Source organism: Serratia sp. H1w, from assembly GCF_000633355.1.
Taxonomy (GTDB): domain Bacteria; phylum Pseudomonadota; class Gammaproteobacteria; order Enterobacterales; family Enterobacteriaceae; genus Chania.
This window is the reverse complement of the sequence record NZ_AYMQ01000092.1, coordinates 1-25,183: the sequence shown is the minus strand read 5'-3', so window position 1 is coordinate 25,183 and position 25,183 is coordinate 1. Positions and strand designations below refer to the sequence as shown.

Genomic DNA, 25,183 nt, shown 5'->3' with positions numbered 1-25,183 from the left:
CTTGCTGCGGCACACTGGCCGCTAAAAAGGTGGTTACCACGGGTATCGCCTTTGTTGCTCTGGATAAGGATTACGGGCGCAGCAAGCTGCGCCCGTCGATTACAGTTGCGTCAGCTTTTGCAGCATCTGATCGGACGTTGATACTGCTTTGCTGTTGATCTCATAGGCACGCTGGGTCTGGATCATGTTGACCAACTCTTCCGCCACGTTGACGTTAGAGGTTTCAACATAACCCTGATACAACAGCCCCGCCCCGTTGAGGCCTGGAGTACTTTCGTTCGGCGCTCCGGAGCTTTCGGTTTCCTGATACAGGTTTTCACCCATGCTCTCCAGGCCGCTGTCGTTGATAAAGGTGGTCAACGTCAACTGCCCGACCTGCTGCGCCGCCGTCTGACCTTGCTGAGTCACGCTGACGATGCCATCACGGCCTACGGTAATGCTCAAGGCGTTGGCCGGAATGGTGATCGCCGGTTGCACCTGGTAGCCGCTGGCGGTCACCAGTTGGCCGTTCTGGTCGATCTGGAACGAACCGTCGCGGGTATAGGCCTGAGTGCCGTCTGGCAACACCACCTGGAAATAGCCCTGCCCCTTGATCGCCACGTCTTTGCTGTTGTTGGTCTGCGACAGGTTACCCTGGCTGTGGATACGTTCGGTCGCGACCGGACGCACGCCAGTACCAATCTGCAAACCGGAAGGTAGCGTGGTCTGCTCGGAAGACTGAGCTCCGGGCTGGCGCATGGTCTGGTACAGCAGATCTTCAAATACCGCACGCTGGCGTTTAAACCCGTTGGTGCTGACGTTCGCCAGGTTGTTGGCGATCACGTCCATATTGGTCTGCTGCGCATCCAGACCGGTTTTGGCAATCCATAAGGATGGGATCATGATTTATTCCTCTGCTCTCAGCTCATTGACAGCAATGAGTTGGCGCGCTGTGCGTTTTCATCCACGCTGTGGATGACCTTCATTTGCATTTCAAACCGACGGGCGTTGGCGATCATATCGACCATGGTTTCCAACGGTTTGACGTTGCTGCCCTCCAGCACTCCCGGCATGATCCGCACATCGGGATCGTTCGGCAGTTGGTTGCCACGCTGCTGCTGAGCCGCCGCCGTCAGATGGAACAGGCCGTCATCGCCGCGTACCACTTCCCGCGCATCGGCCTTCACCAGCTTCAGACGGCCGATCTGGGAAATGGTATTGGGCGGATCGCCCGCACTCAGCGCCGTGATAGTCCCGTCTGCCGCCAGCGTCAACTCCGCCTGCGGTGGCGCTTCAATCGGCCCGCCATCGCCCATCAGCGGCACGCCCTGCACCGTCAACTGCCCGGTGGAGGAGATCTGGATGCTGCCGTTACGGCTGTAGGCTTCGGTGCCATCCGGCAGCCGTAGCGCCAGAAAACCATCCTGTTGCAATGCCACGTCCAGCGGCCGCCCGGTGTAGTTCAACGGCCCCTGGCTCATATCGGCCCCTGGCGTTGAAGCGGCGACCAGCGTACGTGTCTGCATGCTCGGCCCATCAACCGGCACCGCACGCAGCGCCGACAGTTGTGCACGGAACCCCGCCGTTGAGGCGTTGGCCAGGTTGTTGGCCGTCACCGACTGCTGCTCCAGCGTTTGCCGGGCACCACCCATCGCGGTATAAATCGCGTGATCCATAAAGCAATCCTATTAGCGCAGGCTGACCAGCGTTTGCAGGATCGAGTCCTGGGTTTTGATGGTTTGCGCGTTCGACTGGTAGTTACGCTGCGCCACAATCATGTTCACCAGTTCCTGACTCAAATCGACGTTGGAAGACTCCAGCGCGCCGCTGGTCAGCGAACCAAAGCCGCCACCACCGGCCAGGCCTACGCGTGGCTGGCCTGAAGCACCGGTCTCCTTCCAGACGTTATCGCCTTGCGCTGCCAGCCCTTCCGGGTTGGAGAAGTTGGTCAACACGATCTGGCCCAACAGCTGGGTTTGCTGGTTGTTGTATACCCCAACCACGGTGCCGTCTTTGTTGATCTGGAAGCCTTGATATTCCCCGGTGGCATAGCCGTCCTGGGCCAGCTTGCTGACGGAGTCGCTGCCAACGTTCTGTTGCAGGCTACCGGCAAAGCTCAGGTTGAAGGTTTGCGCCAGTGCGCCATCTTTAGCCGACATTGGCACGACCAGGTTGAACGGTGTGGCGCTCGGCTGGCCCTGCGCATCCAGAGTGCCTGTTAGCGCACCGCTGGTGTCAAAGTTCAGGCTGCCCGCTTTGGCTGACGGAGCACCGGTCACGCTGCCATCCTGGGTGTAAACGTCCCATTGGTTATCGGCCGTTTTCACAAAGTAGGCGTTGATGTTGTGAGCATTACCCAGGGTATCGTAGGTGGTAATGGTGTTGACGTAGTTAAACGAATCGGTCTTGTTAGGATCGAACGGTTTCACCTCTGGCGGCTGATGGGTCGATTTCAGGTTGGCCACCATATTGCCGTTGGTGCTGGCTTTGGCGTTCATCATGCCTTCAGGAATGCTCAGCGGTACCGGGTCGGCCCCCTGCTGAATAGTTGGCGGTGAACCGGCTGCCGGGTAGCCGGTCAGGCTCAGCCCCTGCATGTTGGTGATGTTACGGTTGGCATCCATGATGAACTGGCCGTTACGCGTATAGAAGATGCCGCCATCGGCGTCCTGCATACGGAAAAAGCCGTTCTGGCTGATGGCGATATCCATAGCCCGGTTGGTGTTGGTGGTGGTGCCGCCGTTGAAGTTTTGGGTGATCCCCGCCACTTTCACGCCCAGCCCGACCTGTGAACCGGCAAACATATCGGCAAAGGAAACGCTGCCGGATTTGAAGCCATAGGTGGCGGAGTTGGCGATGTTGTTACCGATCACATCCAGGTTGGTAGCTGCCGCGTTTAAACCGCTGACCGCTTGAGAAAAAGCCATGTCGTTCTCCGAAATAGGTCATGTAAAAAGGTGTCTTCAGGATCGGTGTGCGATCCATTGCCGACGTGGAAAATCACTACGCTTAGTTGGACGAACTCAGTTTGGACAGGATCAGGCGTACGTCATCCAGCGTAGAGGTTCCCGCCACTCCCAGATCCAGTTTTGCACCGTCCGTGCCGCGCGTAACGCCGTTAACCATGGCAAAACGCAGCGGCTGGGCCACCAGTTGCTCACCGCCGTTTTTGGCGTTGATCGCCACGGTGTAAGCTCCGTCAGGCGCATTGGTGCCATCTTCCAGCGAACCGTCCCAAGAGAAGGAGTGCACACCGGCGGTCAACCCGCCCAGCTCGATGGTGCGTACCACTTTGCCGGTGGCATCGCTGATGGTGGCCGTCACCGCATCGGCGGTGCGTTCCAGCTCGACGCCAAATGGTGTGGTACTGACCTTGCCCTCATCATTACCCACCAGGATCTCTTTGCCCGGCACCATTACGCCGTGACCAATCAGCGAGCTGGCCTGAATGGACTGGTTGCCGCTGATCTGGCCGGAAATCGATCCCAGCGTGGTGTTGAGCTTCTCAATCCCGCTGACCGTATTAATCTGAGCCAGTTGGGTGGTCAGTTCGTTGTTTTGCATCGGGTTGGTGGGATCCTGGTTTTTCAACTGGGCCACCAGCAACGTCAGGAAGCTGTTGCTCAGATCCTGGCTGGTATTGCCGGCACCGTTTTTGGCGCCGGTGCCGGCAATGCTGTTATCGAGGGATTCATTGGTCGTGGCGGCAATGGCCATAAATAAAAGCTCCGGTTACTGACCCAGCGTCAGGGTTTTCATCAACATGGATTTGGTGGTATTCAACACTTCGACGTTGGCCTGATAGCTGCGCGAAGCCGAGATGGTGTTGACCATTTCCCCAACCACATCGACGTTGGGCATCCGCACATAGCCTTTGGCATCCGCCAGCGGGTTACCCGGCTGGAACACCAGGCGCTCCGGCGAGGGATCGTCAACCACCTGCGCAACGCGTACGCCGCCGGTCGACTGGCCCGCTGCTGCCGCGACCTGAAACACCACCTGTTTGGCCCGATAAGGCTGACCATCCGGTCCGGTGGCGCTGTCGGCGTTGGCCATATTGCTGGCACTGACGTTCATACGTTGGGATTGCGCGGACAGGGCCGACCCCGAAATATCAAAAATATTCAATAACGACACAGGGATTACCCTCCTTGCAGCACGGACATCATGCCCTTGATCTGGCCGTTCAACAGCGTCAGATCGGTTTGATATTTCAGGCTGTTATCGGCAAAGTTGGTACGCTCACGGTCCATATCTACCGTGTTACCGTCCATCGCAGGCTGATCCGGTACACGGAACAGCAGGTCCAGCGACGGTGGCTGCATGTTCTGCGCCGGGATATGGCGCGCTGAGGTCAGATTCAGCGCAATACCGCTGCCGCTGACGCGCCCCTGATCCATGACTTTGTTCAACTGGCTGGCGAAATCGATATCACGAGCCTGATAGCCCGGCGTATCTGCGTTGGCGATGTTGGCCGCCAGAATTTCCTGCCGCTGGGCGCGTAGGTTCAGCGCCTCCTGGCCAAAACGCAGAGCAGCGTCCAATTTATCGAGCATGCTCCCTCCGCGAGGTTAGAATTTGGAGTCGACAGCATAAACGCCCCACCTGTCAGCCTATCGTGGGAATAAGGGCAAAATGCGTCGCTATTTGTCTGCTTAGCCTGTGCGCGTAACGGTTACACTTGTCCCTCTGTCGTCGCTGCGTCTGTTGAGGCTAAATATGAAAAGGATCCTGCTGTTGGCTGGCTTGCTGATCGGCCTGAACGCGCACGCCGAGGGCCTGAACGATCAGGTGAAGCGCTTTATCGAGGCACAATTTGCCGGTAATGCCGACGTGACCGACGTTAAGGTGCAACTGCGCACGCCAGCAAGTCGTTGGCCGGAATGCGAATTGCCGCAGCTTTCTTTACCGCAAAACGCTCGCCGCTGGGGCAATATCAGTATCTCGGCCCGCTGTGGTCAAGAGCGGCGCTTTATTCAGGTACAAGTGCAGGTGATGGGACATTATCTGGTTGCGGCACGGGGGATTAGCGCGGGCAGTAAGCTGACCGCAGAGGATCTCAAACTGAAAACCGGCCGGCTGGATACCTTACCGGCGCGCACCCTGACCGACAGCGGCAAGGCGATCGGCGCCGTCAGCCTGCGCAATATCAGCCCTGGTCAACCGTTGAATCCGGTCATGTTGCGCCGGGCCTGGGTGATCAAGGCCGGGCAAGCGGTACAGGTGATGGCTCAGGGGAACGGATTCAATATCAGCGGAGCAGGCAAGGCAATGAACAACGCCGCCGCCGAAGATAGTGTGCGTGTGCGCATGGCCTCGGGGCAGATTGTTAGTGGTATTGCCGATGGCGATGGCACAATTCGTATTACTTTATAAAAAAATAAAGCTTTGCCAAAGCTTGCCGATAAGATAGTCATAGCAGCATTTTTCCGGCCACCAGGGCCACAGATTTGACCTTCCCGTTGCCTAGGCAGCGGTGGCACAGATGGAGATTGAACATGAGTATCGATCGTACCCAACGGTTGCAACCCGTCCCGACGGTACAGCCGCGAGACACACAGCCAGACAGCGCAGTACAGGCGCGCAAAAAAGTATCAACGGAAACTGCGGTCAGCGGCACCCAGGTTAAGCTGAGCGACGCACAGGCACGCCTGATGCAGCCAGGCACTCAGGATATCAACCTGGAGCGGGTGGAAACCATCAAGCAGGCGATCCGCAATGGCGAATTAAAGATGGATACCGGCAAAATAGCCGACGCCTTGTTACAAGACGTGCAAAGCGAATGGATGTCTAGCGACGATCGCGGTTAACACCAAGGGTGAGTCATTGATATGGAAAACCTGGCACAACTGCTGGATAAGCTGCTGGAAACCTTGCAGGCGTTAGGCACGGTACAAACGCAAGAGCATACATTGCTATGCTCAAAGACGTTGGTTGGCGTGGCTTTGCAACGCGTGACCGACGCTAAAAGCGAACTGCTGGCTACGGTCAACTATCTGGACCAACAGCGGCTGGAGCAAGAACGATTGCAACACTGTCAGGCGCCTTATGATGCCCAAGCGCAGTTGGCAGCCAAATGGCAGCAAGTACAACAGTTGAGCCTGCAATTGCGTGAGCAAAATAACCATAACGGCATGCTGCTCAATCATCATATTGCACACAATACACAGGCGCTGGCGGTGTTGAACAAACAGAATAAATCGCTGTATGGCCCCGATGGCCAATCCCGCGCCGGTAGCCTGTTAGGCCGCAAGATTGGGGTTTAAACGCCATTAACCCGCCAACACCGGTTAATTTCATCAATGTAGCACGTTCAGTTCCCTCTCCCTTTGGGAGAGGACTAAGGTGAGGGGGACAATGCTTAACCCACAACATGTTCGCAAAATCGAGCGAACTTTCACTGAGTACTTATTCAGCATCGCGCTCCGCGATGCGCACGACCAACGCCCCCAATAACACCAGATCGATCAACCACGCGATAGCAAAGTTCGTCGCTACTTGCATTTGGATCAGTAATGTCACCGACAACAAGGCAGCGATGATCGCCAGCAAGACGGTAGCGGCTACTACGGTGATGTTGCCCATCGGTTGCAACAACGCCGACGTCACCTGGCTGGCGCTCCCCAATCCAATGCCAGCGATCACTATCCCCGGTAGCATATGCAGCCAATCATTACGGCCAAACAGATCCAGCAATAACAACCCGGCAGCGCAGAGCAACAGGCTGCGCCATAACGCGGCCAAGGTTCGCTGCTTTTCCCTCGCCAGCAAGCGCACTAACGCTACTCCACCGGCATTGGCGAGCAGCAGTGCCAACAACAGCGTGATGGCAACCTCAGGCCTGCCCCAGCTAACCTTCAACAACAAGACTGCTGACGATATCAACACGCTGTACACGATGGTGCGGGCAATAACCTCCGGCTGCCCGACCGTGTCTGCGGCACTCACTTCTGCTGGCGTTCTCATAACGACTCCTGACACTGATGTAGAATGATGAAAAAATCTCACTCCATTAATCGAATGCCATCAGCCTACCCAAGGTATATATTCATAACAAACTCATAGATCTCAGCCTTAGATGAGAATAATTCAGCCATGAAAAAAGTACGTCTCCCCCCGCTAGGCGCTTTGCGCGCTTTTCATGCGGTTGCCAGCTGTAACAGCTTTAAACTGGCTGGTGAGCAACTCGGCGTCAGCGCAACGGCGATCAGCCATCAGATAAAATTACTGGAGTCGATACTGGAATGTCGGGTCTTCGAACGCAACGCTCGCGGGGTTAGCCTGACCGCAACTGGCGAGATTCTGTATAGCGGTACGCAACGCGCGTTTGCCGCTCTGGAGCAAGCCGCCGCGCAGATTATGCACTCCCAACAGCCTCAGGCTCTGACGGTGACCACCACCTCCAATTTTCTTACCCATTGGCTGGTGCCGCGCCTGGCCGATTTCAAGGCGAGGTTCCCAGACATCGACCTACGTTTACACACCAGCGTTGAACGGGTTGATTTAACGCAGCGCACTGTCGATGTCGCCATTCGCTATCGGGAAATGCCGGAACAAACGCTGCGCTCGACCTTACTGTATGAGGATCGCTTTATCGTGGTAGCCAGCCCATCGTTGGCGCTGGCGGAAATCGACGATTTGCGTGGGGTGACTCTGTTTCATGTGGAAAACCGCTTGGTTCCCGCCGACTCCCCAAGTTGGCAAAACTGGCAGCGAAACTACGGGCCACAGGATCTGCATATTGATGCGGGACTGACCTTCAGCGATGAAACTCATGCACTGCAAGCGGCGATTGCGGGGCAAGGCGTGGTGATCGCCAGCCAATTGTTGGCGCGGGACCTCCTGCAGCGCGGGGTGTTAACTGCTCCGTTCGAGATGTCGTTGCCTGGTGCCCGCTATTATCTGGTTACCACGGAAGAGACCGCGCAGCGCCCTGATATTATCGCTTTGCGCGACTGGCTGTTAAGGCAAATAGCGTCAGACTAACCTGTCATCCTCACTGGTAATTGACAATCACCTGATTAGAGATCACCCGCAGCGGTGGATTCAACGCACCGTGAGATCGCACGTAATAAATGAAACGGAACTCGCTGTCTGCCGCAATGCCGTTGAAAGCCTCACTCCGGCCACTACCCGCGCCGAGCGGCACGCAACGTGACGAGGAGCAGAGCTGTACTTGCAATCCAGCCGGGGCACCCGCTAACAACTGATAGCGCCAGCTGATGCTGGTTACTACCGCCGTAGCCGCTGGCGGGTTGGCCGCCCGCAGGCTGGGGGATACGTCACGCACGCTCCCCGTTTCCAGCGTTACGCCTGTGGCATCGGCGGCCCAGGACCCCGACACCGCCTGCGCCGCCAACGGAGCTAACAACCCCAATAGTAAAAGGTAAGCTTTCATCAGGCGGCTCCAATGGTTGAAGTCATGCGGATCTGCCGTTCGTCGTTGATTTCCAGATTCGACAGCACGACCAGCTGTGGCAAGGTACGGCGCATGAAGCGCGCCAACAAGGCACGTAACGCATGGTTTACCAGCAGTACCGGCGGTGCGCTGAGCATTTCCTGACGCTGCAATGCCTGCTTGGCCTGATCTAACAATCGGTCCGCCAGACCCGGCTCCAGGCCACCGCCTCCCTGTAAGGCCTGCAACAGCAGGCGCTCAAGCGGAGTATCCAAGCCAATAACCTGGATCTCACCGCTACCGGGGAACCACTGCTGAGTAATCGCCCGCCCAAGTGCGACGCGCACTACGGTGGTCAGTTCGAAAGGATCGCTTTGCGTCGGCGCATGTTCCGCCAGCGTTTCGAGAATGGTACGCATATCGCGGATTGATACCCGCTCGGACAGCAAATTCTGTAACACCTTGTGCAAAGTCGTTAGCGAAACCACGCCCGGCACCAAGTCTTCCGTCAGCTTCGGCATCTCCTGCGAAACACGATCCAGCAATTGCTGGGTTTCCTGGCGGCCAAACAGCTCGCTGGCAAACTGGCCGAGCAAGTGGTTGAGATGGGTGGCGACCACGGTGCTGGCTTCCACCACCGTGAAGCCCTGGATCTGCGCCTGTTCACGCAATGCGCTGTCGATCCACACCGCCTCCAGTCCGAAGGCCGGATCGACGGTTTTGTCACCGGTCAACTCACCCACGGCATTACCTGGATTAATTGCCAGCCAGCGTCCCGGATGGGCCTCACCGCTGCCGATTTCCACCCCTTTCATCAGAATACGGTAGCTGGCGGCCGACAGTTCGAGATTGTCGCGAATATGCACTACCGGTGGCAGATAGCCCGTATCCTGAGCGAATTTTTTACGGATGCCACGGATACGCCCCAGCAATTCACCGTTTTGTTGGAAGTCCACCATGGGGATCAGACGATAACCTACCTCCATACCCAAGGGATCTTCCAACTGCACGTCAGACCAACTGGCTTCTACCGCCTGGGTATTTTCCTGTGGCAACGGCTGCTCCTGGACTTTCGGTGATTGCTGTTCACGCCCACGTAACCGCCAGGCCAACGCCAACAACGCCGCCGTAAACAGCAGGAACACCAGGTTCGGCATGCCGGGAACCATCCCCAACAGTCCCAATACCGCAGCACTCAATACCATGACGCGCGGGTTGTTGAACAACTGGCCTACCATCTGCTCGCCAACGTCCTCATCGGTGGCAACTCGGGTGACAATCACGCCCGCCGCCGTCGAGATCACCAACGCCGGGATCTGCGCGACCAGGCCATCACCGATGGTCAGCAAGGTATAGGTTTCCGCTGCGGTCCCCAGTTCCATACCGTGCTGGATCACCCCGACCAGCAGGCCGCCCACCACGTTAATCACCATGATCATCAAGCCCGCTACGGCATCACCGCGTACAAACTTGCTGGCACCGTCCATCGAACCGTAGAAGTCCGCTTCCTGCGTTACTTCGGAGCGGCGCTTTTTAGCCTCATCTTCGCCGATCAAACCGGCGTTCAGATCGGCGTCGATCGCCATCTGTTTACCCGGCATCCCGTCAAGAACAAAACGGGCGCCAACTTCGGCAATACGTCCGGCCCCCTTGGTGATCACCATAAAGTTGATCAGTACCAGGATGATAAACACCACGATACCGATGGCAAAGTTGCCCCCCACCAGGAAGTGGCCGAACGCCTCGACAACCCGCCCCGCAGCCGCCGAACCGGTATGCCCTTCCATCAGGATGATCCTGGTGGAGGCCACGTTCAGCGACAGACGTAACAGGGTTGAAAACAGCAGGATGGTCGGGAAGGCCGCGAATTCCAGCGTGCGCTGGGTAAACATCGCAACCAACAACACCATGATCGACAGCGCGATATTGAAGGTGAACAGCAGATCGAGGATAAATGCCGGCAACGGCAGCACCATCATCGACAGGATCATCAGGATCAGTATCGGGCCAGCCAGCACCTGCCACTGCGTATCTTTAAAATTACCCGGCAAACGAAGCAGGGCGGCCAAATTAGCCATCTGAGTTATTCTCTCCAGCAAAATCCAGTGCTTCCGGCACCGGTAAACGTTGAGGTTTTTTCGGGATCAGACCGCCTTCACGCTGCCAACGGCGCAGCTGGTAGACCCAGGCCAGGACTTCGGCCACGGCGGCATACAAGGTCGTGGGAATGTGTTGCCCAATCTCGCTGTGACGGTATAGCGCCCGCGCCAACGGCGGTGCTTCCAGGGTCGGAATACGGTGTTCGTTCGCCAGTTCGCGGATGCGTAAGGCAATCTCCCCAGCCCCTTTGGCCAACACCTTTGGCGCACTCATGTTCTTGTCGTTGTATTGCAATGCCACGGCATAGTGCGTCGGGTTGGTGACGATCACGTCGGCCTTCGGCACGTCGCTCATCATGCGGCGGCGGGCGATGGCCCGCTGTTGCTGACGAATCCGCCCTTTGACATGGGGATCGCCTTCCTGCTGTTTATGTTCGTCGCGAATATCCTGCTTGGTCATCTTCAGTTTCTTGAAGTGGCTCCACAGCTGATAAAACACGTCAAAGGCCACCATCGGTACCAGCCCAAGCACAATAAGCATGCCGCAGAGGATCACGATCTGGAGCGCATTTTTCAGCGCGTCCTGCGGTTGCTGCGTAACCAGATGCAGCATCGCCGCCCAGTTGTGCCACAAATAAAGACCGGCCACCCAGCCGACCAAGGTCGCTTTGAGGATTGCCTTTAGAAGCTCCGCCAGCACCTGGGTGGAGAACATACGCTTCAATCCGGCGATCGGATCCATGCGCTTGGCGTCAAACTTAAGGCTGAAGGCCACGCCGCCCAGCAGCATCGGTGCCGCCAGCGCCACCAGCACCAATCCGGCCAGAATAGGCATCAGTGCCCACACGGCCTGACGCAGCAACATGGCAAACTGGCGCAACATCTGCTTATCGTTGCTGACCATGTTGTGATCGAAATGCAGGCCCTCAGCCAGCATCCTCGCCAATTGCTGCGCGATATGACCGCCTGCGACCCATAAGATCGACAACCCGGCAATCAGCATCAGGATCGAAGTCAGTTCGCGCGAACGCGCAATCTGCCCCTCTTCACGAGCTTTCTCCAACCGGTGGGGTGTGGGGGCCTCGGTTTTTTCCTGATCGCTGTCTTCAGCCAAGGAGACCGCTCCCGTCGCATGCAAGGAATAGAATTGCCGTCAGCATGCCAAAAAAATGCGGATTTCATTGCGGGAACAACGAAGGAAAAGGCGGGTTATTTAGCGGATCGGCTGACGAAAAGAGTTAGGGCGCAATGATGCGCCCTAAAAGTTGATCAAAAACCTAGACTGTCGAGCAGATCGTCTACCTGGGCCTGATTGGCGATCACGCCAGCCCCGTTCTGATCCAGCTGCGGGCCATTGAGCAGGCTGTCGTTAGGTTTTTTCTCTTTGGCTGGCTGATCCGGGATGTTCTCCATCAATACCATCAGCAGCTGTTTTTCAATCTCCTGCACCACGTCCATCATACGCTTGATCACCTGGCCGGTGAGGTCCTGGAAATCCTGTGCCATCATGATTTCCAGCAACTGGGCGTTGGTGAATGCGGTGTGCTCCGGTACCCGATCCAGATACTGACGGGTATCCGTCACCAGTGAGCGGGCATCTGCCAGTTCGATCGGGTTGGCAAACCACTCGTCCCAGCGCCCTTTCAGCGTATTGGCCTGCGACTCCAACTCCGCCTGGCGAGGCTGTGCTGCTTCTACACAGTTGAGCGCCCGTTCCGCCGCCTGCGCCGTCATGGTGACGACATAATCAAGACGGTCGCGTGCATCCGGGATCGCTTCGGCCGCCTGAGCGATAGCCTGATCTAGCCCCAGTTCACGCATGCTGTCACGCAACATACGTGTCAGTTGACCGATACGGCAGATGATCTCACCCGCTGTCGCGGCATCACTGGCAGGCATTCGAATATCTCTCATCGCCCTCTCCTTTTTTACATGCCCAGTTTTTCAAAAATCTTGTTGAGCTTCTCTTCCAGCGTTGCCGCCGTGAAGGGTTTGACCACGTAACCGCTGGCACCCGCCTGCGCAGCCGCGATGATGTTCTCTTTCTTGGCTTCCGCCGTTACCATCAGCACCGGCATTGACGCCAGCGCGCCGTCGGCGCGGATGGTTTGCAGCAGCTCGAGGCCATCCATGTTCGGCATATTCCAGTCCGATACCACGAAGTCGAAGCCGCCCGCGCGCAGTTTGTTCAACGCATCGGCCCCGTCTTCCGCCTCTTCGACGTTGTTAAAACCCAATTCTTTCAGCAAATTTCTGACAATGCGGCGCATGGTGGAAAAATCATCCACCACCAGAAATTTAAGGTTTTTGTCTGCCATTATTACTCCTAAGGTTAATCGTCTTTACCCCGTAACTCGGGGTAGAACATCAAATACGCAGCGCCTGACCACCCGCGATCTGCGCCAACATGCGTTGGCTCATGCGCTCCAACTCCACTATTTCATTCACTCCGCCGGTGGCAATGGCCTCTCGTGGCATACCAAACACCACACAGCTGGCTTCGTTTTGCGCCAGGGTGTACGCCCCAGCTCTATGCATTTCCAGCATTCCCGCCGCACCGTCATTCCCCATTCCGGTGAGGATCACTCCCACCGCATTGCGCCCGGCAAACTGGGCCACCGACCGGAACAATACATCGACCGAAGGACGATGCCGGTTGACCGGCGGGCCGTCATGTAGCCGAACCTGATAGTTGGCACCGCTGCGCGCCAGTTCCAGATGACGATCTCCCGGCGCGATATAGGCATGGCCTGGCAATACGCGCTCGCCGTCTTCCGCCTCTTTCACCGTGATCTGGCACAGTTTGTTGAGCCGTTCGGCAAACGAGCGGGTAAACCCTGGCGGCATATGCTGGGTGATCAATAACGCCGGGCTGCTGGCCGGTAACGGCTGCAACACATGGCGGATCGCCTCGGTACCGCCGGTAGACGCGCCAATCGCGATCAGCTTTTCACTGCTCAACAATGGCGTATGGCTGAGGATCGCCGGAGCCGGTCCCGTTGAACGCTGTGACAGCCGCGCTTTGGCCGCCGTGCGGATCTTTTCGGCAATCAGCTCGCTGTAGGCCAACATGCCTTCGCGGATCCCCAACTGCGGTTTGGTGACAAAGTCCACCGCGCCCAGTTCCAGCGCCCGCAGGGTGATCTCCGAGCCCTGCCCAGTCAGCGATGACACCATCACTACCGGCATCGGCCGCAGGCGCATCAGTTTTTCCAGAAAATCCAGCCCGTCCATACGCGGCATTTCGACATCCAGCGTCAGGACCTGCGGGTTGAATTTTTTGATTAGATCACGCGCCACCAGCGGATCGGGGGCGGTTGCCACCATCTCCATATCGGGATGACTGTTTACAATTTCGGTCATCAGCTGCCGCATCAGGGCAGAGTCGTCTACGCTTAATACGCTGATTTTATTCATTACCTCTCCTTGGTCAGGCCATATACGGTCTGCCCACGCAAGTAGAAATCCCGGCTGAGCTGGCTGAAGTTTTCGGAATGACCGGCAAACATGAGCCCCCCCGGTTTAAGCAGTGGCACAAAGCGCCGTAAAATGCGCTCTTGTGTTTCTTTATCAAAATAGATCATGACGTTACGGCAAAATATCGCATCAAATTGCCCCCGCAATGCCCATTCCGGTGCCAGCAGATTGAGCGGCTGGAAATGGACCTGTGCCGCCAATTCTGGCCGTACCCGCACCAACCCATGATGAGGCCCGGTGCCACGCAGGAAATAACGCTGCATCTGCGCCGGCGTCAGGGTGCGCAGATCTTCCTGGCGATAGACCCCCGCTTCGGCTTTTTCCAATACCTGAGTATCGATATCGCTAGCCCAAACCTGAGTCCCCGTGGCCTTCTGTCCCAGCGCCTCACTCAACGTAATGGCAATCGAGTAAGGTTCTTCGCCGGTCGAGGCGGCGGTGCTCCACACGCAGTAACCGTTTGGCCGCGAGCGCGCATGTTCCGCCAGGATCGGGAAATGGTGCGCCTCACGGAAAAACGCCGTCAGGTTAGTGGTCAGGGCATTGACGAATGCCTGCCACTCGGCGCTGTTGATGTCACTTTCCAACAGCACCAGATAGCTACCAAAATCGGGTATGCCAAGCAGCCGCAAACGACGCACCAGACGGTTGTAAACCATCTCGCGTTTGTGCTCGGCCAGCACAATCCCGGCACGCTGGTAGATCAACTGGCTGATCCGTCGGAAATGCACGTCCGACAAAGGCAGCCGTTGCACCATCTGTGTCAGTAAAGACGCAGGTTCTTTGTTGGTGGATGAGGATGATCCGCTCATACCCTGCCACCCAGGTGGTTATTTACTATACAATTCGACACTAGTTGCTTCCTTAGCCACTGATAAAACTCCGTTGTTAGGGCTTTCCGATAATGTGATGTTATCGTCCGCCAGGCGGAATACCGCTACCGCATCCGCCAAGGTAATCGCTTGTTCTTCCAATGCTGCAGCCGCAGAGGCTGCTTGTTCTACCAACGCGGCGTTCTGCTGCGTCACCTGATCCATCTGAGTCACGGCCTGGGTCACCTGCTCGATACCGCGGCTTTGCTCATCGGACGCCGAGGAGATTTCGCCCATGATGTCAGTGACGCGGGTCACCGAACGCACGATATCCTGCATGGTGGCGCCGGAGTCTTCGACCAGCACCGAGCCCTGCTTGACACGCCCGACCGACTCATCGATCAGCACTTTGATTTCTTTGGCCGCCTGGGCGCTACGCTGTGCCAGGTTGCGTACCTCTGAAGCCACTACGGCGAAACCGCGCCCCTGCTCACCCGCTCGCGCCGCTTCCACCGCCGCATTCAATGCCAGGATGTTGGTCTGGAAGGCGATACCGTCAATCACGCTGGTGATCGCACCAATTTTTTGCGAGCTGCTGGCAATATCGTGCATGGTAGTAACCACGTCGTCGGCCAGTTCCCCACCCTTGGCGGCGGTAGTCGAGGCATCGCGCGCCAGCTTGGAGGCCTGGCGGGCATTGTCGGCGTTCTGTTTCACCGTGGCGGTCAACTGCTCCATGCTGGCGGCGGTCTCTTCCAATGAGGCAGCCTGCTGTTCGGTGCGGGAAGAGAGATCGTTATTGCCTTCCGAAATTTCCTGTAGCCCGATCAGGATCGACTCGGCCCCTTCGCGCACCGCACCAACGGTGCCAATCAGCGAGTGCTGCATACGGTGCAGGCTGGCAAACAGCTGGCTGATCTCGTTGCGGCCATACACTTGGATCGGCGCAGCCAGGTCGCCATCGGCGATACGGTCAAAGTGGCTACGCATAATATTCAGCGGTTGAACCAGCATATTGCGCAGCCACCACATGGCGCTGGCAGTCACCAGGATCAGCATCAGGATTGCGCCACACACCAGCCACCCGGCCAGCGTGAAGGAACGCTGATTAGCCGCGTTGGCCTGGGCGATATTTTCGTTGACCAATTGCAGGTACTGGACAAAATCGGCTTCAAACAGGTCCTGCATTTTCTGCGTGGGTTGATCCATAAAGCCTTGCAGGTTACCGCCCTCCAGGAAGACGACCAGTTCACGCAAGGCACCCCGTAGCCGCTCATAGCTGGCTTGGGTGGTTTCTGTCAGTTGCTGCTCCTGTTCGCTGTTACGCGAGACGGCCAGAAACTGATTAAAATAGAGGTCGGCTTTTTGCAACGAACTGCGGGCGTTGCCCATCAAGGCATCGACCTGTTCTTGCGGCACTTTCAGCGCCGCCCGGGTGCCGGCCCGGTTCAAGGTGTTACGTGCCTGTAGCAGGGAAACCCAGCTCAGGCTAAGGGCATCTCGTTGCTGGCTACCCAGGCTAATCAGATTCAGATTGTGGTTATCGGAGCGGGAAGCGGTATACGACAAGCCGGTGCTAATCAATTGCATCAAGCAAAAGGTCAGCAATAATAAAAACAGACTGGTAGAGATACGGACTCGGTTAAACACGATAAACCTCCAGGTAGCCGTGGCTTTACACGGCTTAGGACGGAAAAAAGGGCCACGACCTCGCCGGAGTGACGCGGCCCAATGCCGGTTAGAACGTTTCCCAGTTTTCCTGCGGATCGCTGGCGTTCATTTTTTTATGATTGATTACCGGGCTGATGACTTTACTGTTGGTGGGGGACTTGAACTCATGTTGGCCTTCCGCTTTCAGTCGGAATACCGCCACGGACTGGGTCAAGCGGCTGGCTTGCTCTTCCAGTGCTGCCGCCGCAGAAGCCGATTCTTCGACCAAAGAGGCGTTCTGTTGGGTGACGCGATCCATTTCGGCAACCGCCTGGCCAACCTGATCGATACCCCGGCTCTGCTCATCGGAAGCCGACGCGATTTCACCCATGATATCGGTGACGCGGGTGACGGCATTGACGATATCGCCCATGGTTTCGCCAGCGCTTTCCACCAGCACCGAGCCCATATCAACCCGGCTTACCGAGTCTTCAATCAGGCCTTTGATCTCTTTAGCCGCCTGCGCGCTGCGGCTTGCCAGGTTACGCACTTCACCGGCGACCACCGCAAAACCACGGCCCTGTTCACCGGCACGTGCGGCTTCTACCGCCGCATTCAGCGCCAGGATGTTGGTCTGGAAGGCAATGCCGTCGATCACGCTGGTGATGTCGGCAATTTTCTGCGAGCTGCCGGCAATGTCGTGCATGGTTTGCACCACGTTGGCCACCACTTTGCCGCCTTTTTGCGCGGTTTCGGAAGCGCTCAACGCCAGCTGACTGGCCTGACGGGCATTTTCGGCGTTCTGTTTCACCGTCGCGGTCAACTGCTCCATGCTGGCAGCGGTTTCTTCCAGCGAGGCGGCCTGCTGTTCGGTACGGGAAGAGAGGTCATTGTTGCCCGCGGCAATCTCGGAAGCGCCGCTGTAGATGGCATCAGCCCCCTGACGCACGCCGCTGACGGTGTCGATCAGTTCGCCTTGCATATGCCTGAGGCTGGCTGCCAATACCCCCATTTCATTGCGGCTGCTGACGTCGATTGGGTGAGTCAAATCGCCTGCGGCGATCAGTTTGATGTGTTCGATCATGCGGTTGAGCGGGCGCACCAGAATATGGTGGATGCCGAGCCAAACCAGGACGATCACCGCCACCACCAGTACCAGCACCACGCCCAGCGTCCAGACGGCAAACTCAAAAGAGCTGTCGCCGTCTTCGACCGCGATCTGGTAGAGCTTGTCGTTCTGGGTCAGATAGCGGTTATAAACCTGTTCAAATTCGGTCTGATAACGCTGGGTCGGTTGTTCAAAGAAGGCGTCCAGCTTGCCGTCATTCAGCAGCAGGATCAGTTCCGACAGCGCGGTGCGCAAAGTGGTGTAGCGTTGCTTGAGCTCTTGCGCCGCATCGGCATCCTGGCGAGCATCCAGAGGGATTTTTTCATAGGCCGCGTAGTGTTGTTCCGCCATGCTCAGCGTGTTTTTTGCCGAGGTCAGCAGTTCAGCTACGGTAGCACCGGTGCCCGCTTTATTGAGGTCCATCATATAGCGGATCCCGGCGCGATTGAGGGTATTACGGGTTTGCAGCAGGTTAACCCAGCTTTCATTCAGTTCTGACTGCTGCTGTCGGATAGTTTGCAGTACGGTAAAATTTTCTTTGTTATCTTTCAACGAAGTGAAAAACAGCCCCCCGGAAACCAGCTGCAAGGCACCGAATAACACCAGCACCAGCAATAAGCTGGTGACCACCTTCATACGATTAAACATGTTGACCCTTCTTGGAAGCCCGCACAGACAAGCTCTGTGTACGTTAACTGACTGGGTTATCGGCGTGGCAGAAGAGAACTTTATGGTTATCTGATAAGATTTTTCTTAAGTTTGCATGAGACTGTGATCTGGCTCGGTACCGGTGATACTCCCCTCACCCTCACCCTAACCCTCTCCCAAAGGGAGAAGGGACCGAATGTGCCATCCATTGGCTCCCGGGGCAATACCGCAACACCTTAGCCTGAGTCAGATGGGGATGGTGCAGGTTAGCCGACCGTTGAGCGTATGGATGCGCGATTGCGAGCCCCCATGGACGGGTTTACGGTGTGTCAGCGTTCTGCATCATCTCCATCTGTTACACCATTACGTACAGCTACTTACCCAGGGTAATCATGCGCTTTTTGCTACGTTGTCCACCAACGACATTTCCTCGCTGCTCAACAGCTTTTCGATATCCACCAGGATCAGCATACGCTCGCCAAGCGATCCCAGGCCGGTGAGATATTCCGTGGCCAGCGTAACCGCAAACTCCGGAGCCGGGCGGATCTGGTCCGTCGTCAACGACAGCACGTCAGACACGCCATCAACCACGATCCCCACCACGCGCTGGCCAAAGTTCAGCACGATCACCACGGTATTCTCATCATAAGAGACGTCCTGCTGGGCAAACTTCACGCGCAGATCGATAATCGGCACGATCACCCCACGCAGATTGGTTACGCCCTTGATAAACGCCGGGGTGTTGGCGATGCGCGTTACCTGATCGTAACCGCGGATCTCCTGAACCTTGAGGATATCAATGCCATATTCTTCGTTACCCAAGGTAAAAATCAGGAACTCCTGACCTACCGTTTCGCCAGCCAATTTGCTGACGGATGCAAGTCCTGCCATTTCGATCACCTTTAAATCAGTCGGTTAATAATTATGCGGCAGCGTCCGTCAGACGCTTTTCCCGATTCAGCGTTTGCAGCGCCGACACATCGACAATCAGCGCCACGCTACCATCCCCCAGAATGGTGGCAGCGGAAATGCCCGGTACCTTGCGGTAATTGCTTTCCAGATTCTTCACCACCACCTGGTGTTGACCGATCAACTGATCGACCAGCAGCGCATAGCGACGGCCTGCGCTTTGCAAGATCACCACGATGCCCTGGGTGGCTTCGGTCTTGGCTCCGTCAACCTCAAACACCCGGAACAGCTCCACCAACGGCAGATACTCGCCGCGCACCTGCAACACGCGCTCGCCACCCGCCAGCGGATGCAAATCCTCGGCCTGCGGTTGCAATGATTCCATCACGGCATTCAGTGGCAGAATGAACACTTCCTCATTCACCTTGACCGACATACCGTCTAGAATGGCCAGCGTCAGCGGCAGTAAAATGCGGATTGAAGTGCCCTTCCCCGCCTGGAAATGGATTTCAACATGCCCCCCCATTTCCTGAATATTTCGCTTCACCACGTCCATGCCCACGCCACGGCCGGAAACGTCTGTCACCTGCTCGGCGGTGGAGAATCCAGGGGCAAAGATCAGCATACCGACCTCTTCATCGCTCATGCTGTCGCTCACCGGCAGCCCCTGCGAGGCAGCCTTGGCAAGGATTTTCTGGCGGTTGAGACCCGCACCGTCATCGGTGACTTCAATACAGATATTGCCACCCTGATGTTCAGCGGACAGGATCAGATTACCGACTTCGGCCTTACCGGCAGCCAGGCGTGCGGCAGGCTCTTCAATGCCGTGATCCAGGCTGTTGCGCACCAGATGCGTCAACGGATCGATAATGCGTTCGATCAGACTCTTGTCCAGTTCGGTTGAGCTGCCCCGTAGCGTTAACTCCACCTGCTTGTCCAGCTTGCTGGCCAGATCGCGTACCAGACGCGGGAAGCGGCTGAAAACGTACTCCATCGGCATCATGCGGATCGACATTACCGATTCTTGCAGGTCGCGGGCGTTACGCTCCAACTGGCTCATGCTGTTGAGCAGATCGCCATGATTGACTGGATCCAGCGTGCCTGAGCGTTGGGCCAGCATCGACTGAGTGATCACCAACTCCCCCACCAGGTTGATCAGTTGATCGACCTTTTCCACCGCCACGCGGATACTGGTGGATTCGCTGGCCTTGGCTTTCGGCTTCGGCGCTTCAGCTAGCGGAGCGGGTGCAGCTGGTGCGATAACGGCAACGGGTTCCGGCGTGCTGACCTTCGCCACGGCTTGCGGCGGCGTGGAAAAGGCAATCTGTTCCGGCTCCAGGACAAAACACAGCACCGCGCTGATATCGTCTTCACTGGCCGAGGTCAGTAGGGTGACTTCCAGGCTGCTCTCGGTCTGCTGCGGGTTTTCCACCTCGCCCAGGTTACCCAGCTCCTCCAGCATCAGCGGAATTTCATTCGGCTTCAGGCCGCTCAGGCAGATCCGCATCCCGCCTTCGATCGCGGCCGGAGCAGCGGCATGCGCCACCGGTGAGGTTACCGCCGCCGCAGGGGCATCCTGCTGTTGCGCTTCCAAAGCCAGCTGTCGCAGCGCCTGACAAATATACTCAAAGCTTTCGGCATCAGGCTGTTGCGACGTTTTATAGGCGTCCAGTTGCTCCTGCATAATGTCTTTGGTTTCCAGAAACAGGTTGATAATTTCGGTACTCAGGCTCATTTCCTGACGCCGGGCACCGTCCAGCAAATTCTCCAGCAGGTGGGTCGTTTCCTGCAGTACGCTAAAGCCAAAAGTGGCGGCCCCGCCCTTGATCGAGTGGGCCGCGCGGAAAATCGCGTTCAAGGGTTCAATATCCGGGGCCAGCGGATCCAGCTCCAACAGATGTTGCTCCATATCGGCCAGCAGCTCGTCTGCCTCATCAAAGAAGGTCTGATAAAAAGCGCTTATGTCCATGCTCACGGGGTCACCTCTACTGTGAGTCGCTGTTAGTCGGTGAAGTGGCGGAAGGTGCCGCCGGAATAGCCGCTGTCGGCCCAGTGTCTGTGGCTTGCACCGCTGCCGCAGGTGGCTCTGGCATGCTTTGTGCTGCCGGCGGTTCGGCGGTTGGTGCTGGCGTCGGTACTACCGGTGTCGCCGGAGCCTGCGGAGCCAACTGCTTCAAACCGTCAGGATTGTCGATTTCCGTCGCATTGCCCTCTGCATTCTCGTGTTCTATCCCCTGCTGGGTTGCCCGGTTCAGTACCAGAATGGTGATACGCCGGTTAATCGCGTCATCTCCGCCGTGCGGTTTCAGGTTCATGGTCGAGGCCATGCCAACCACCCGCAACACCTTGCCCTCGGCCAAACCACCGGCGATCAGTTCACGCCGGGAGGCATTGGCACGATCGGCGGACAGCTCCCAGTTGCTGTAATAGCGCTCACCGGTGGCATAAGGCAGATCGTCGGTATGGCCCGACAGGCTGATTTTGTTGGTTAATCCGTTGAGGATCGGCGCTATCCCACGCAGGATATCGCGCATATAGCTTTCTACCTGCGCGCTACCGGTCTTGAACATAGGCCGGTTCTGGCTGTCGATAATCTGAATGCGCAATCCTTCGTCCATCATCTTGATCAGCAAATGTGGCCGCAGCGCTTTCAGGCGCGGGTCCGACTCAATCAGCTCATCGAGCTTTTCCCGCAGCTTGTTCAGGCGCATCTCTTCCGCACGCTTTTCCGCTGAATCCATCTGTTTTTTAACCAACCCTTGCTGCTGGGTTGGATCGTCCCCGCCCCCCGGGATGATGCTGCTTTCCGTGCTGCTCTTATCGCCGCCGGTCAGTGCCACCTTCAATGGGGTACGGAAATATTCGGCTATCTGCGTCAATTCCTGCGGGCTGGCAATCGCCAGCAGCCACATCACCAGAAAAAACGCCATCATCGCCGTCATAAAATCGGCATAGGCAATTTTCCAGGAACCGCCATGATGAGCGGCATGATTGGCTTTGCGTTTTCTGACCAGAATGACCGGGTGATTCTGTTTCATGCGTCCTGCTCTTCCGTCGCCTGCTGTGCCGGGGCTTTCACCTTGCGCACATGCTCTTCCAGCTCAACGAAGGAAGGGCGCTCCGTGGTGTACAACGTTTTACGGCCAAACTCGACCGCGATCTGCGGGGCATAACCGTTCAAACTCGACAGTAACGTGACCTTGATGCACTGCATCATCTTGGTGGTTTCGGCACTTTTCTGGCGCAGCACGGTAGCCAGCGGCGAGATAAAGCCGTAGGCCAGCAGGATACCCAGGAAGGTTCCTACCATCGCGTTGGCGATCATTGCCCCCAATTCCGCTGCGGGTCGATCAGCCGACGCGAGTGCATGCACGACCCCCATCACGGCGGCCACAATGCCGAAAGCTGGGAGCGAATCGCCAACCATCGCCAGGCTGCTCGCAGGCACTTCGCTCTCGTGTTCGAAGGTTTCGATTTCTTCATCCATCAACGCTTCGATCTCAAAGGCGTTCATATTGCCGCTCACCATCAAGCGCAAGTAGTCGGTAATAAATTCCACCAAATGGTTATCGGCAAGAATGCGCGGATAATTAGAGAATATTTCGCTTTCCTGCGGATTATCGATATCGAACTCCAGCGACAACATGCCCTGCTGGCGGGATTTGGCCATCAGCCGATACAGCAACGCCATCAGGTCCATATACAGTTCTTTGTTGTATTTTGAGCGACGCATCAGCTTGGGCAGCGCGCGTATCGTGGCTTTAATCGCTTTGCCGTTGTTACCGACGATAAAGGCCCCCACGCCGGCTCCACCGATGATCAGAAATTCGGCTGGCTGATACAGCGCGCCCAGATGTCCGCCGACGATCATATAGCCGCCAAACACCGTCCCCAGTACCACGAGATAACCCAAAATAACTAGCACACGTATTCCTTAAATTCACAATGTGGATGGAAGGTGAGTCAGCGCGGGTGAAATTCGGCTACAGCCAGGCCGTACCTGAGGGCCCGGAGTACCGAGCCCTTGAGTTTCACCAGTCTGTGTTTTGTATAGCCTGCAAACGGGCTCAGACCGCGCGTTTAACCTGCTCGTCCAGCAGTTGTGGAATAATATCGGCCAGTTGCGGCGAAAGTTTACGTTTTTTTACTGCGCGGGATGGGGGCTGGCATAAACTGCAGACAAAACTGTTAAGCGGCTGGTGCGCATGGGTGATGAAAGTCCCGCCACAGCAGCTGCAGGCGGAGAGCTGCAACATGCCGCTGTCGACAAAACGCACCAGCGTCCAGGCTCGGGTCAGCGCCAGTAGCGGCGGCTCACCGGGCTGTTGCGGACACTGTTCCAAATACAGCCGATAGGCTTTGACCACGGCTTCAACCCCGTGGCACTGGCCGCATTTGAGCAGGAACTGGTAGGCATTGAAGAACATCGACGAGTGGATGTTCTGTTCCCAGGTCATGAACCAGTCGGTTGAGAATGGCAGCATGCCTTTGGGTGGCGGGCTGCCACGCAATTCTTTATACAGTTTGATTAATCGCCCACGGCTAAGCTGCGTTTCGCTCTCTAACATCTGCAAGCGCGCGCCCAGCGTGATCAATTCCATGGCAAGCTGAATATCCTTGGCTTCCTGAACAATACTTTTCTCAGTCATCATCAGGCTCTTTTCTTCGTCACACTACCGCCTTTACCCGATAGTTCTTGCAGTAAATGGCTCGATAGCAAAATGCCGGTGTGGATCTGTTGCAGATCGTCCACGCGGGATTCTTTCGTCAGGCGCTCGATGGTGTTGTGATCATTGAAGCGGAAATGACAAACCAACTGATTGGTTTCTGCCAATTTGACCATTTGTGGCAACGTGAGCTGCGACAACGCATCCGCCATAGAATTATCAATCCCCAGACGGAACATTGCGGACGCTTTCTCATCGTTAATCAGACGCTGTGCCAGAAGCAAATACGACAAGTTAATGTCATAAATATGTTTAAGTAGTTCAGACGTACCCATATTCCCATCCCGACAGACTATGTTTAAAAACATACGCTGGGTGATAAATTATCGCCCATCACTTGGGTTCATTCCCAAAGTTGGCAAACAAATCCTTGTACGCCAGCCGCGATAACTGCGCGACTATACACAATTCGGGTTGTTACTCAGTATTTGGTATACATGTAATTACGTGTATGGATATACAGCATCCTGCTTCAAAAGTGTGTTTTTTGTGAGAGTATTTTTACAAAAATAATAAGATTAATCTTAATTGCAGCGCAACTCTACCCCCGAACCCTTGGCACACACAACGTAAAGGACTCGCAATTTTGAACGCAATGTGATCTTAGTCACAAAAATAAAAAATATCTAGCTAAAAACGGGCAAAATCAGTCTACTTATTAACCACTTACCTGTTCAATAAATGTACCAAAGTAAGAAAAGGTCTTAAAAACCAGCTTTTATAGCCAAAAAACAGCCGTTTTTAGATCAATTCGAACAAAAGCTTAACCAAAGCCAAATCACAGAACAAAAATCTGCAAATACGGCGACAAGTCAGTTTAAAACGCTGATTATCATTTTAAACCAGTCCGTTATGCGCAAAATTGCCCAGTTGGATCACCTGTGGGTGAAAAGTCAGAATTAACTATAGTGGCTGTTTTAATTTTCGACAGAGCAGATCCCGGTGTTAACACCGTCAAGATCAAGGGGTGAACAAGTAAACAGAGGTAACCATTTGTTTCGTAGAAAAATAATCGGGGACAGCGGTGCCAGGAAACGTCAAAAAAAAACACTGCAAAGGCTATATCGGCCGGAAAAGCAGGAAATTGAATTTTACTTAGCATTTTAATTATTATTAATGATATCGGATTACCCATATGGAAAATTCTTAATACTTCAGGTGGCGACAAGAAAACGCATTTGATCATTCTGGTTTTATTGTCTATGGGGCTTTGACGTTGACGGGAATTATGTTTGAGCCTTGTACATCTTAAGCAAAAATTTTGAATATCCGTCGTAATAACACCGCAATTATCCCTCTGCTCCAGGTTGCCGCCAAAACCGATCCCGTTATCATTTTCTTTGCTATAGGCAAAAAATGGGTCAAGTATTCAATGT

Annotated in this window: 26 protein-coding genes; 4 read left to right on the top strand and 22 right to left on the bottom strand. The window is 55.9% G+C overall.

Annotated features, from left to right (window positions below):
- Positions 1-99: 99 nt before the first annotated feature.
- The 6 genes from flgG to flgB all read right to left on the bottom strand — a co-directional run bounded on the left by flgG (position 100) and on the right by flgB (position 4,535).
- Positions 100-882 (bottom strand): flagellar basal-body rod protein FlgG, encoded by a 783-nt coding sequence (gene flgG, locus U869_RS0120720; protein ID WP_025121512.1) that lies wholly within the window; start codon positions 880-882, stop codon positions 100-102.
- A 17-nt stretch (positions 883-899) separates the two neighbouring features.
- Entirely contained in the window at positions 900-1,655 is a 756-nt protein-coding gene (locus tag U869_RS0120715) for a flagellar basal body rod protein FlgF (protein WP_025121511.1), read from the bottom strand.
- A 12-nt stretch (positions 1,656-1,667) separates the two neighbouring features.
- Positions 1,668-2,906: a flagellar hook protein FlgE gene (gene flgE / locus U869_RS0120710; protein ID WP_025121510.1), complete on the bottom strand. Its 1,239-nt coding sequence runs from the start codon at positions 2,904-2,906 to the stop codon at positions 1,668-1,670.
- Between the two features lie 82 nt (positions 2,907-2,988).
- Complete coding sequence (flgD, locus tag U869_RS0120705) at positions 2,989-3,696, bottom strand: flagellar hook assembly protein FlgD (protein ID WP_025121509.1); 708 nt, start codon at positions 3,694-3,696, stop codon at positions 2,989-2,991.
- A 15-nt stretch (positions 3,697-3,711) separates the two neighbouring features.
- Positions 3,712-4,116: a flagellar basal body rod protein FlgC gene (gene flgC / locus U869_RS0120700; protein WP_025121508.1), complete on the bottom strand. Its 405-nt coding sequence runs from the start codon at positions 4,114-4,116 to the stop codon at positions 3,712-3,714.
- Between the two features lie 5 nt (positions 4,117-4,121).
- Positions 4,122-4,535, bottom strand: coding sequence for a flagellar basal body rod protein FlgB (gene flgB / locus U869_RS0120695; RefSeq protein ID WP_025121507.1), 414 nt, complete (start codon positions 4,533-4,535; stop codon positions 4,122-4,124).
- 163 nt (positions 4,536-4,698) lie between these two features.
- On the opposite strand from flgB, the gene flgA reads away from it, so the two are divergent.
- From flgA to U869_RS0120680, 3 genes are all read left to right on the top strand, one after another.
- Positions 4,699-5,355, top strand: a complete 657-nt coding sequence (flgA, locus tag U869_RS0120690) for a flagellar basal body P-ring formation chaperone FlgA (RefSeq protein WP_025121506.1) — start codon at positions 4,699-4,701, stop codon at positions 5,353-5,355.
- 122 nt (positions 5,356-5,477) lie between these two features.
- Positions 5,478-5,789: a flagellar biosynthesis anti-sigma factor FlgM gene (flgM, locus tag U869_RS0120685; protein ID WP_025121505.1), complete on the top strand. Its 312-nt coding sequence runs from the start codon at positions 5,478-5,480 to the stop codon at positions 5,787-5,789.
- Positions 5,790-5,810: 21 nt separating this feature from the next.
- Positions 5,811-6,245 (top strand): flagella synthesis protein FlgN, encoded by a 435-nt coding sequence (locus U869_RS0120680; RefSeq protein ID WP_025121504.1) that lies wholly within the window; start codon positions 5,811-5,813, stop codon positions 6,243-6,245.
- A gap of 142 nt (positions 6,246-6,387) precedes the next feature.
- Here the strand turns inward: U869_RS0120680 and U869_RS30155 are convergent, their stop codons facing one another.
- Complete coding sequence (locus tag U869_RS30155; protein ID WP_025121503.1) at positions 6,388-6,945, bottom strand: hypothetical protein; 558 nt, start codon at positions 6,943-6,945, stop codon at positions 6,388-6,390.
- A 129-nt stretch (positions 6,946-7,074) separates the two neighbouring features.
- On the opposite strand from U869_RS30155, the gene U869_RS0120670 reads away from it, so the two are divergent.
- Positions 7,075-7,965: a LysR substrate-binding domain-containing protein gene (locus U869_RS0120670; protein WP_025121502.1), complete on the top strand. Its 891-nt coding sequence runs from the start codon at positions 7,075-7,077 to the stop codon at positions 7,963-7,965.
- Positions 7,966-7,975: 10 nt separating this feature from the next.
- On the opposite strand, the gene U869_RS0120665 is transcribed toward U869_RS0120670, so the two are convergent.
- The 15 genes from U869_RS0120665 to flhD form a co-directional block, all read right to left on the bottom strand.
- Complete coding sequence (locus U869_RS0120665) at positions 7,976-8,377, bottom strand: flagellar protein FlhE (protein WP_029987724.1); 402 nt, start codon at positions 8,375-8,377, stop codon at positions 7,976-7,978.
- Positions 8,377-10,455, bottom strand: a complete 2,079-nt coding sequence (gene flhA, locus U869_RS0120660) for a flagellar biosynthesis protein FlhA (protein WP_025121500.1) — start codon at positions 10,453-10,455, stop codon at positions 8,377-8,379. Before flhA ends, U869_RS0120665 begins: the two co-directional genes overlap by 1 nt.
- Entirely contained in the window at positions 10,448-11,590 is a 1,143-nt protein-coding gene (flhB, locus tag U869_RS0120655) for a flagellar biosynthesis protein FlhB (RefSeq protein ID WP_025121499.1), read from the bottom strand. Before flhB ends, flhA begins: the two co-directional genes overlap by 8 nt.
- A 155-nt stretch (positions 11,591-11,745) precedes the next feature.
- The gene (gene cheZ / locus U869_RS0120650) at positions 11,746-12,390 is read right to left on the bottom strand and encodes a protein phosphatase CheZ (RefSeq protein WP_025121498.1); all 645 of its coding nucleotides are present in this window, start codon (positions 12,388-12,390) and stop codon (positions 11,746-11,748) included.
- A gap of 14 nt (positions 12,391-12,404) precedes the next feature.
- Positions 12,405-12,794 carry a chemotaxis response regulator CheY gene (gene cheY / locus U869_RS0120645; protein ID WP_025121497.1) on the bottom strand — a complete coding sequence of 130 codons (390 nt, stop codon included), beginning with the start codon at positions 12,792-12,794 and terminating at the stop codon, positions 12,405-12,407.
- A gap of 49 nt (positions 12,795-12,843) precedes the next feature.
- Positions 12,844-13,893, bottom strand: a complete 1,050-nt coding sequence (locus U869_RS0120640; RefSeq protein ID WP_025121496.1) for a chemotaxis response regulator protein-glutamate methylesterase — start codon at positions 13,891-13,893, stop codon at positions 12,844-12,846.
- The gene (cheR, locus tag U869_RS0120635) at positions 13,893-14,765 is read right to left on the bottom strand and encodes a protein-glutamate O-methyltransferase CheR (protein ID WP_025121495.1); all 873 of its coding nucleotides are present in this window, start codon (positions 14,763-14,765) and stop codon (positions 13,893-13,895) included. Before cheR ends, U869_RS0120640 begins: the two co-directional genes overlap by 1 nt.
- A gap of 18 nt (positions 14,766-14,783) precedes the next feature.
- Positions 14,784-16,415, bottom strand: coding sequence for a methyl-accepting chemotaxis protein (locus U869_RS0120630; protein WP_025121494.1), 1,632 nt, complete (start codon positions 16,413-16,415; stop codon positions 14,784-14,786).
- An 88-nt stretch (positions 16,416-16,503) separates the two neighbouring features.
- Positions 16,504-18,171, bottom strand: coding sequence for a methyl-accepting chemotaxis protein (locus U869_RS0120625; protein WP_025121493.1), 1,668 nt, complete (start codon positions 18,169-18,171; stop codon positions 16,504-16,506).
- Positions 18,172-18,561: 390 nt separating this feature from the next.
- Entirely contained in the window at positions 18,562-19,062 is a 501-nt protein-coding gene (gene cheW, locus U869_RS0120620; RefSeq protein ID WP_025121492.1) for a chemotaxis protein CheW, read from the bottom strand.
- 31 nt (positions 19,063-19,093) lie between these two features.
- Positions 19,094-21,055 (bottom strand): chemotaxis protein CheA, encoded by a 1,962-nt coding sequence (gene cheA / locus U869_RS0120615; RefSeq protein WP_025121491.1) that lies wholly within the window; start codon positions 21,053-21,055, stop codon positions 19,094-19,096.
- 10 nt (positions 21,056-21,065) lie between these two features.
- Positions 21,066-22,118, bottom strand: a complete 1,053-nt coding sequence (gene motB / locus U869_RS0120610) for a flagellar motor protein MotB (RefSeq protein ID WP_037408647.1) — start codon at positions 22,116-22,118, stop codon at positions 21,066-21,068.
- Positions 22,115-23,005: a flagellar motor stator protein MotA gene (gene motA, locus U869_RS0120605; protein WP_025121490.1), complete on the bottom strand. Its 891-nt coding sequence runs from the start codon at positions 23,003-23,005 to the stop codon at positions 22,115-22,117. Before motA ends, motB begins: the two co-directional genes overlap by 4 nt.
- A 142-nt stretch (positions 23,006-23,147) precedes the next feature.
- On the bottom strand, positions 23,148-23,732 hold the full coding sequence (gene flhC / locus U869_RS0120600; RefSeq protein ID WP_157834747.1) for a flagellar transcriptional regulator FlhC: 585 nt from the start codon (positions 23,730-23,732) through the stop codon (positions 23,148-23,150).
- Positions 23,732-24,082 carry a flagellar transcriptional regulator FlhD gene (flhD, locus tag U869_RS0120595; protein WP_025121488.1) on the bottom strand — a complete coding sequence of 117 codons (351 nt, stop codon included), beginning with the start codon at positions 24,080-24,082 and terminating at the stop codon, positions 23,732-23,734. Before flhD ends, flhC begins: the two co-directional genes overlap by 1 nt.
- Positions 24,083-25,183: the final 1,101 nt, after the last annotated feature.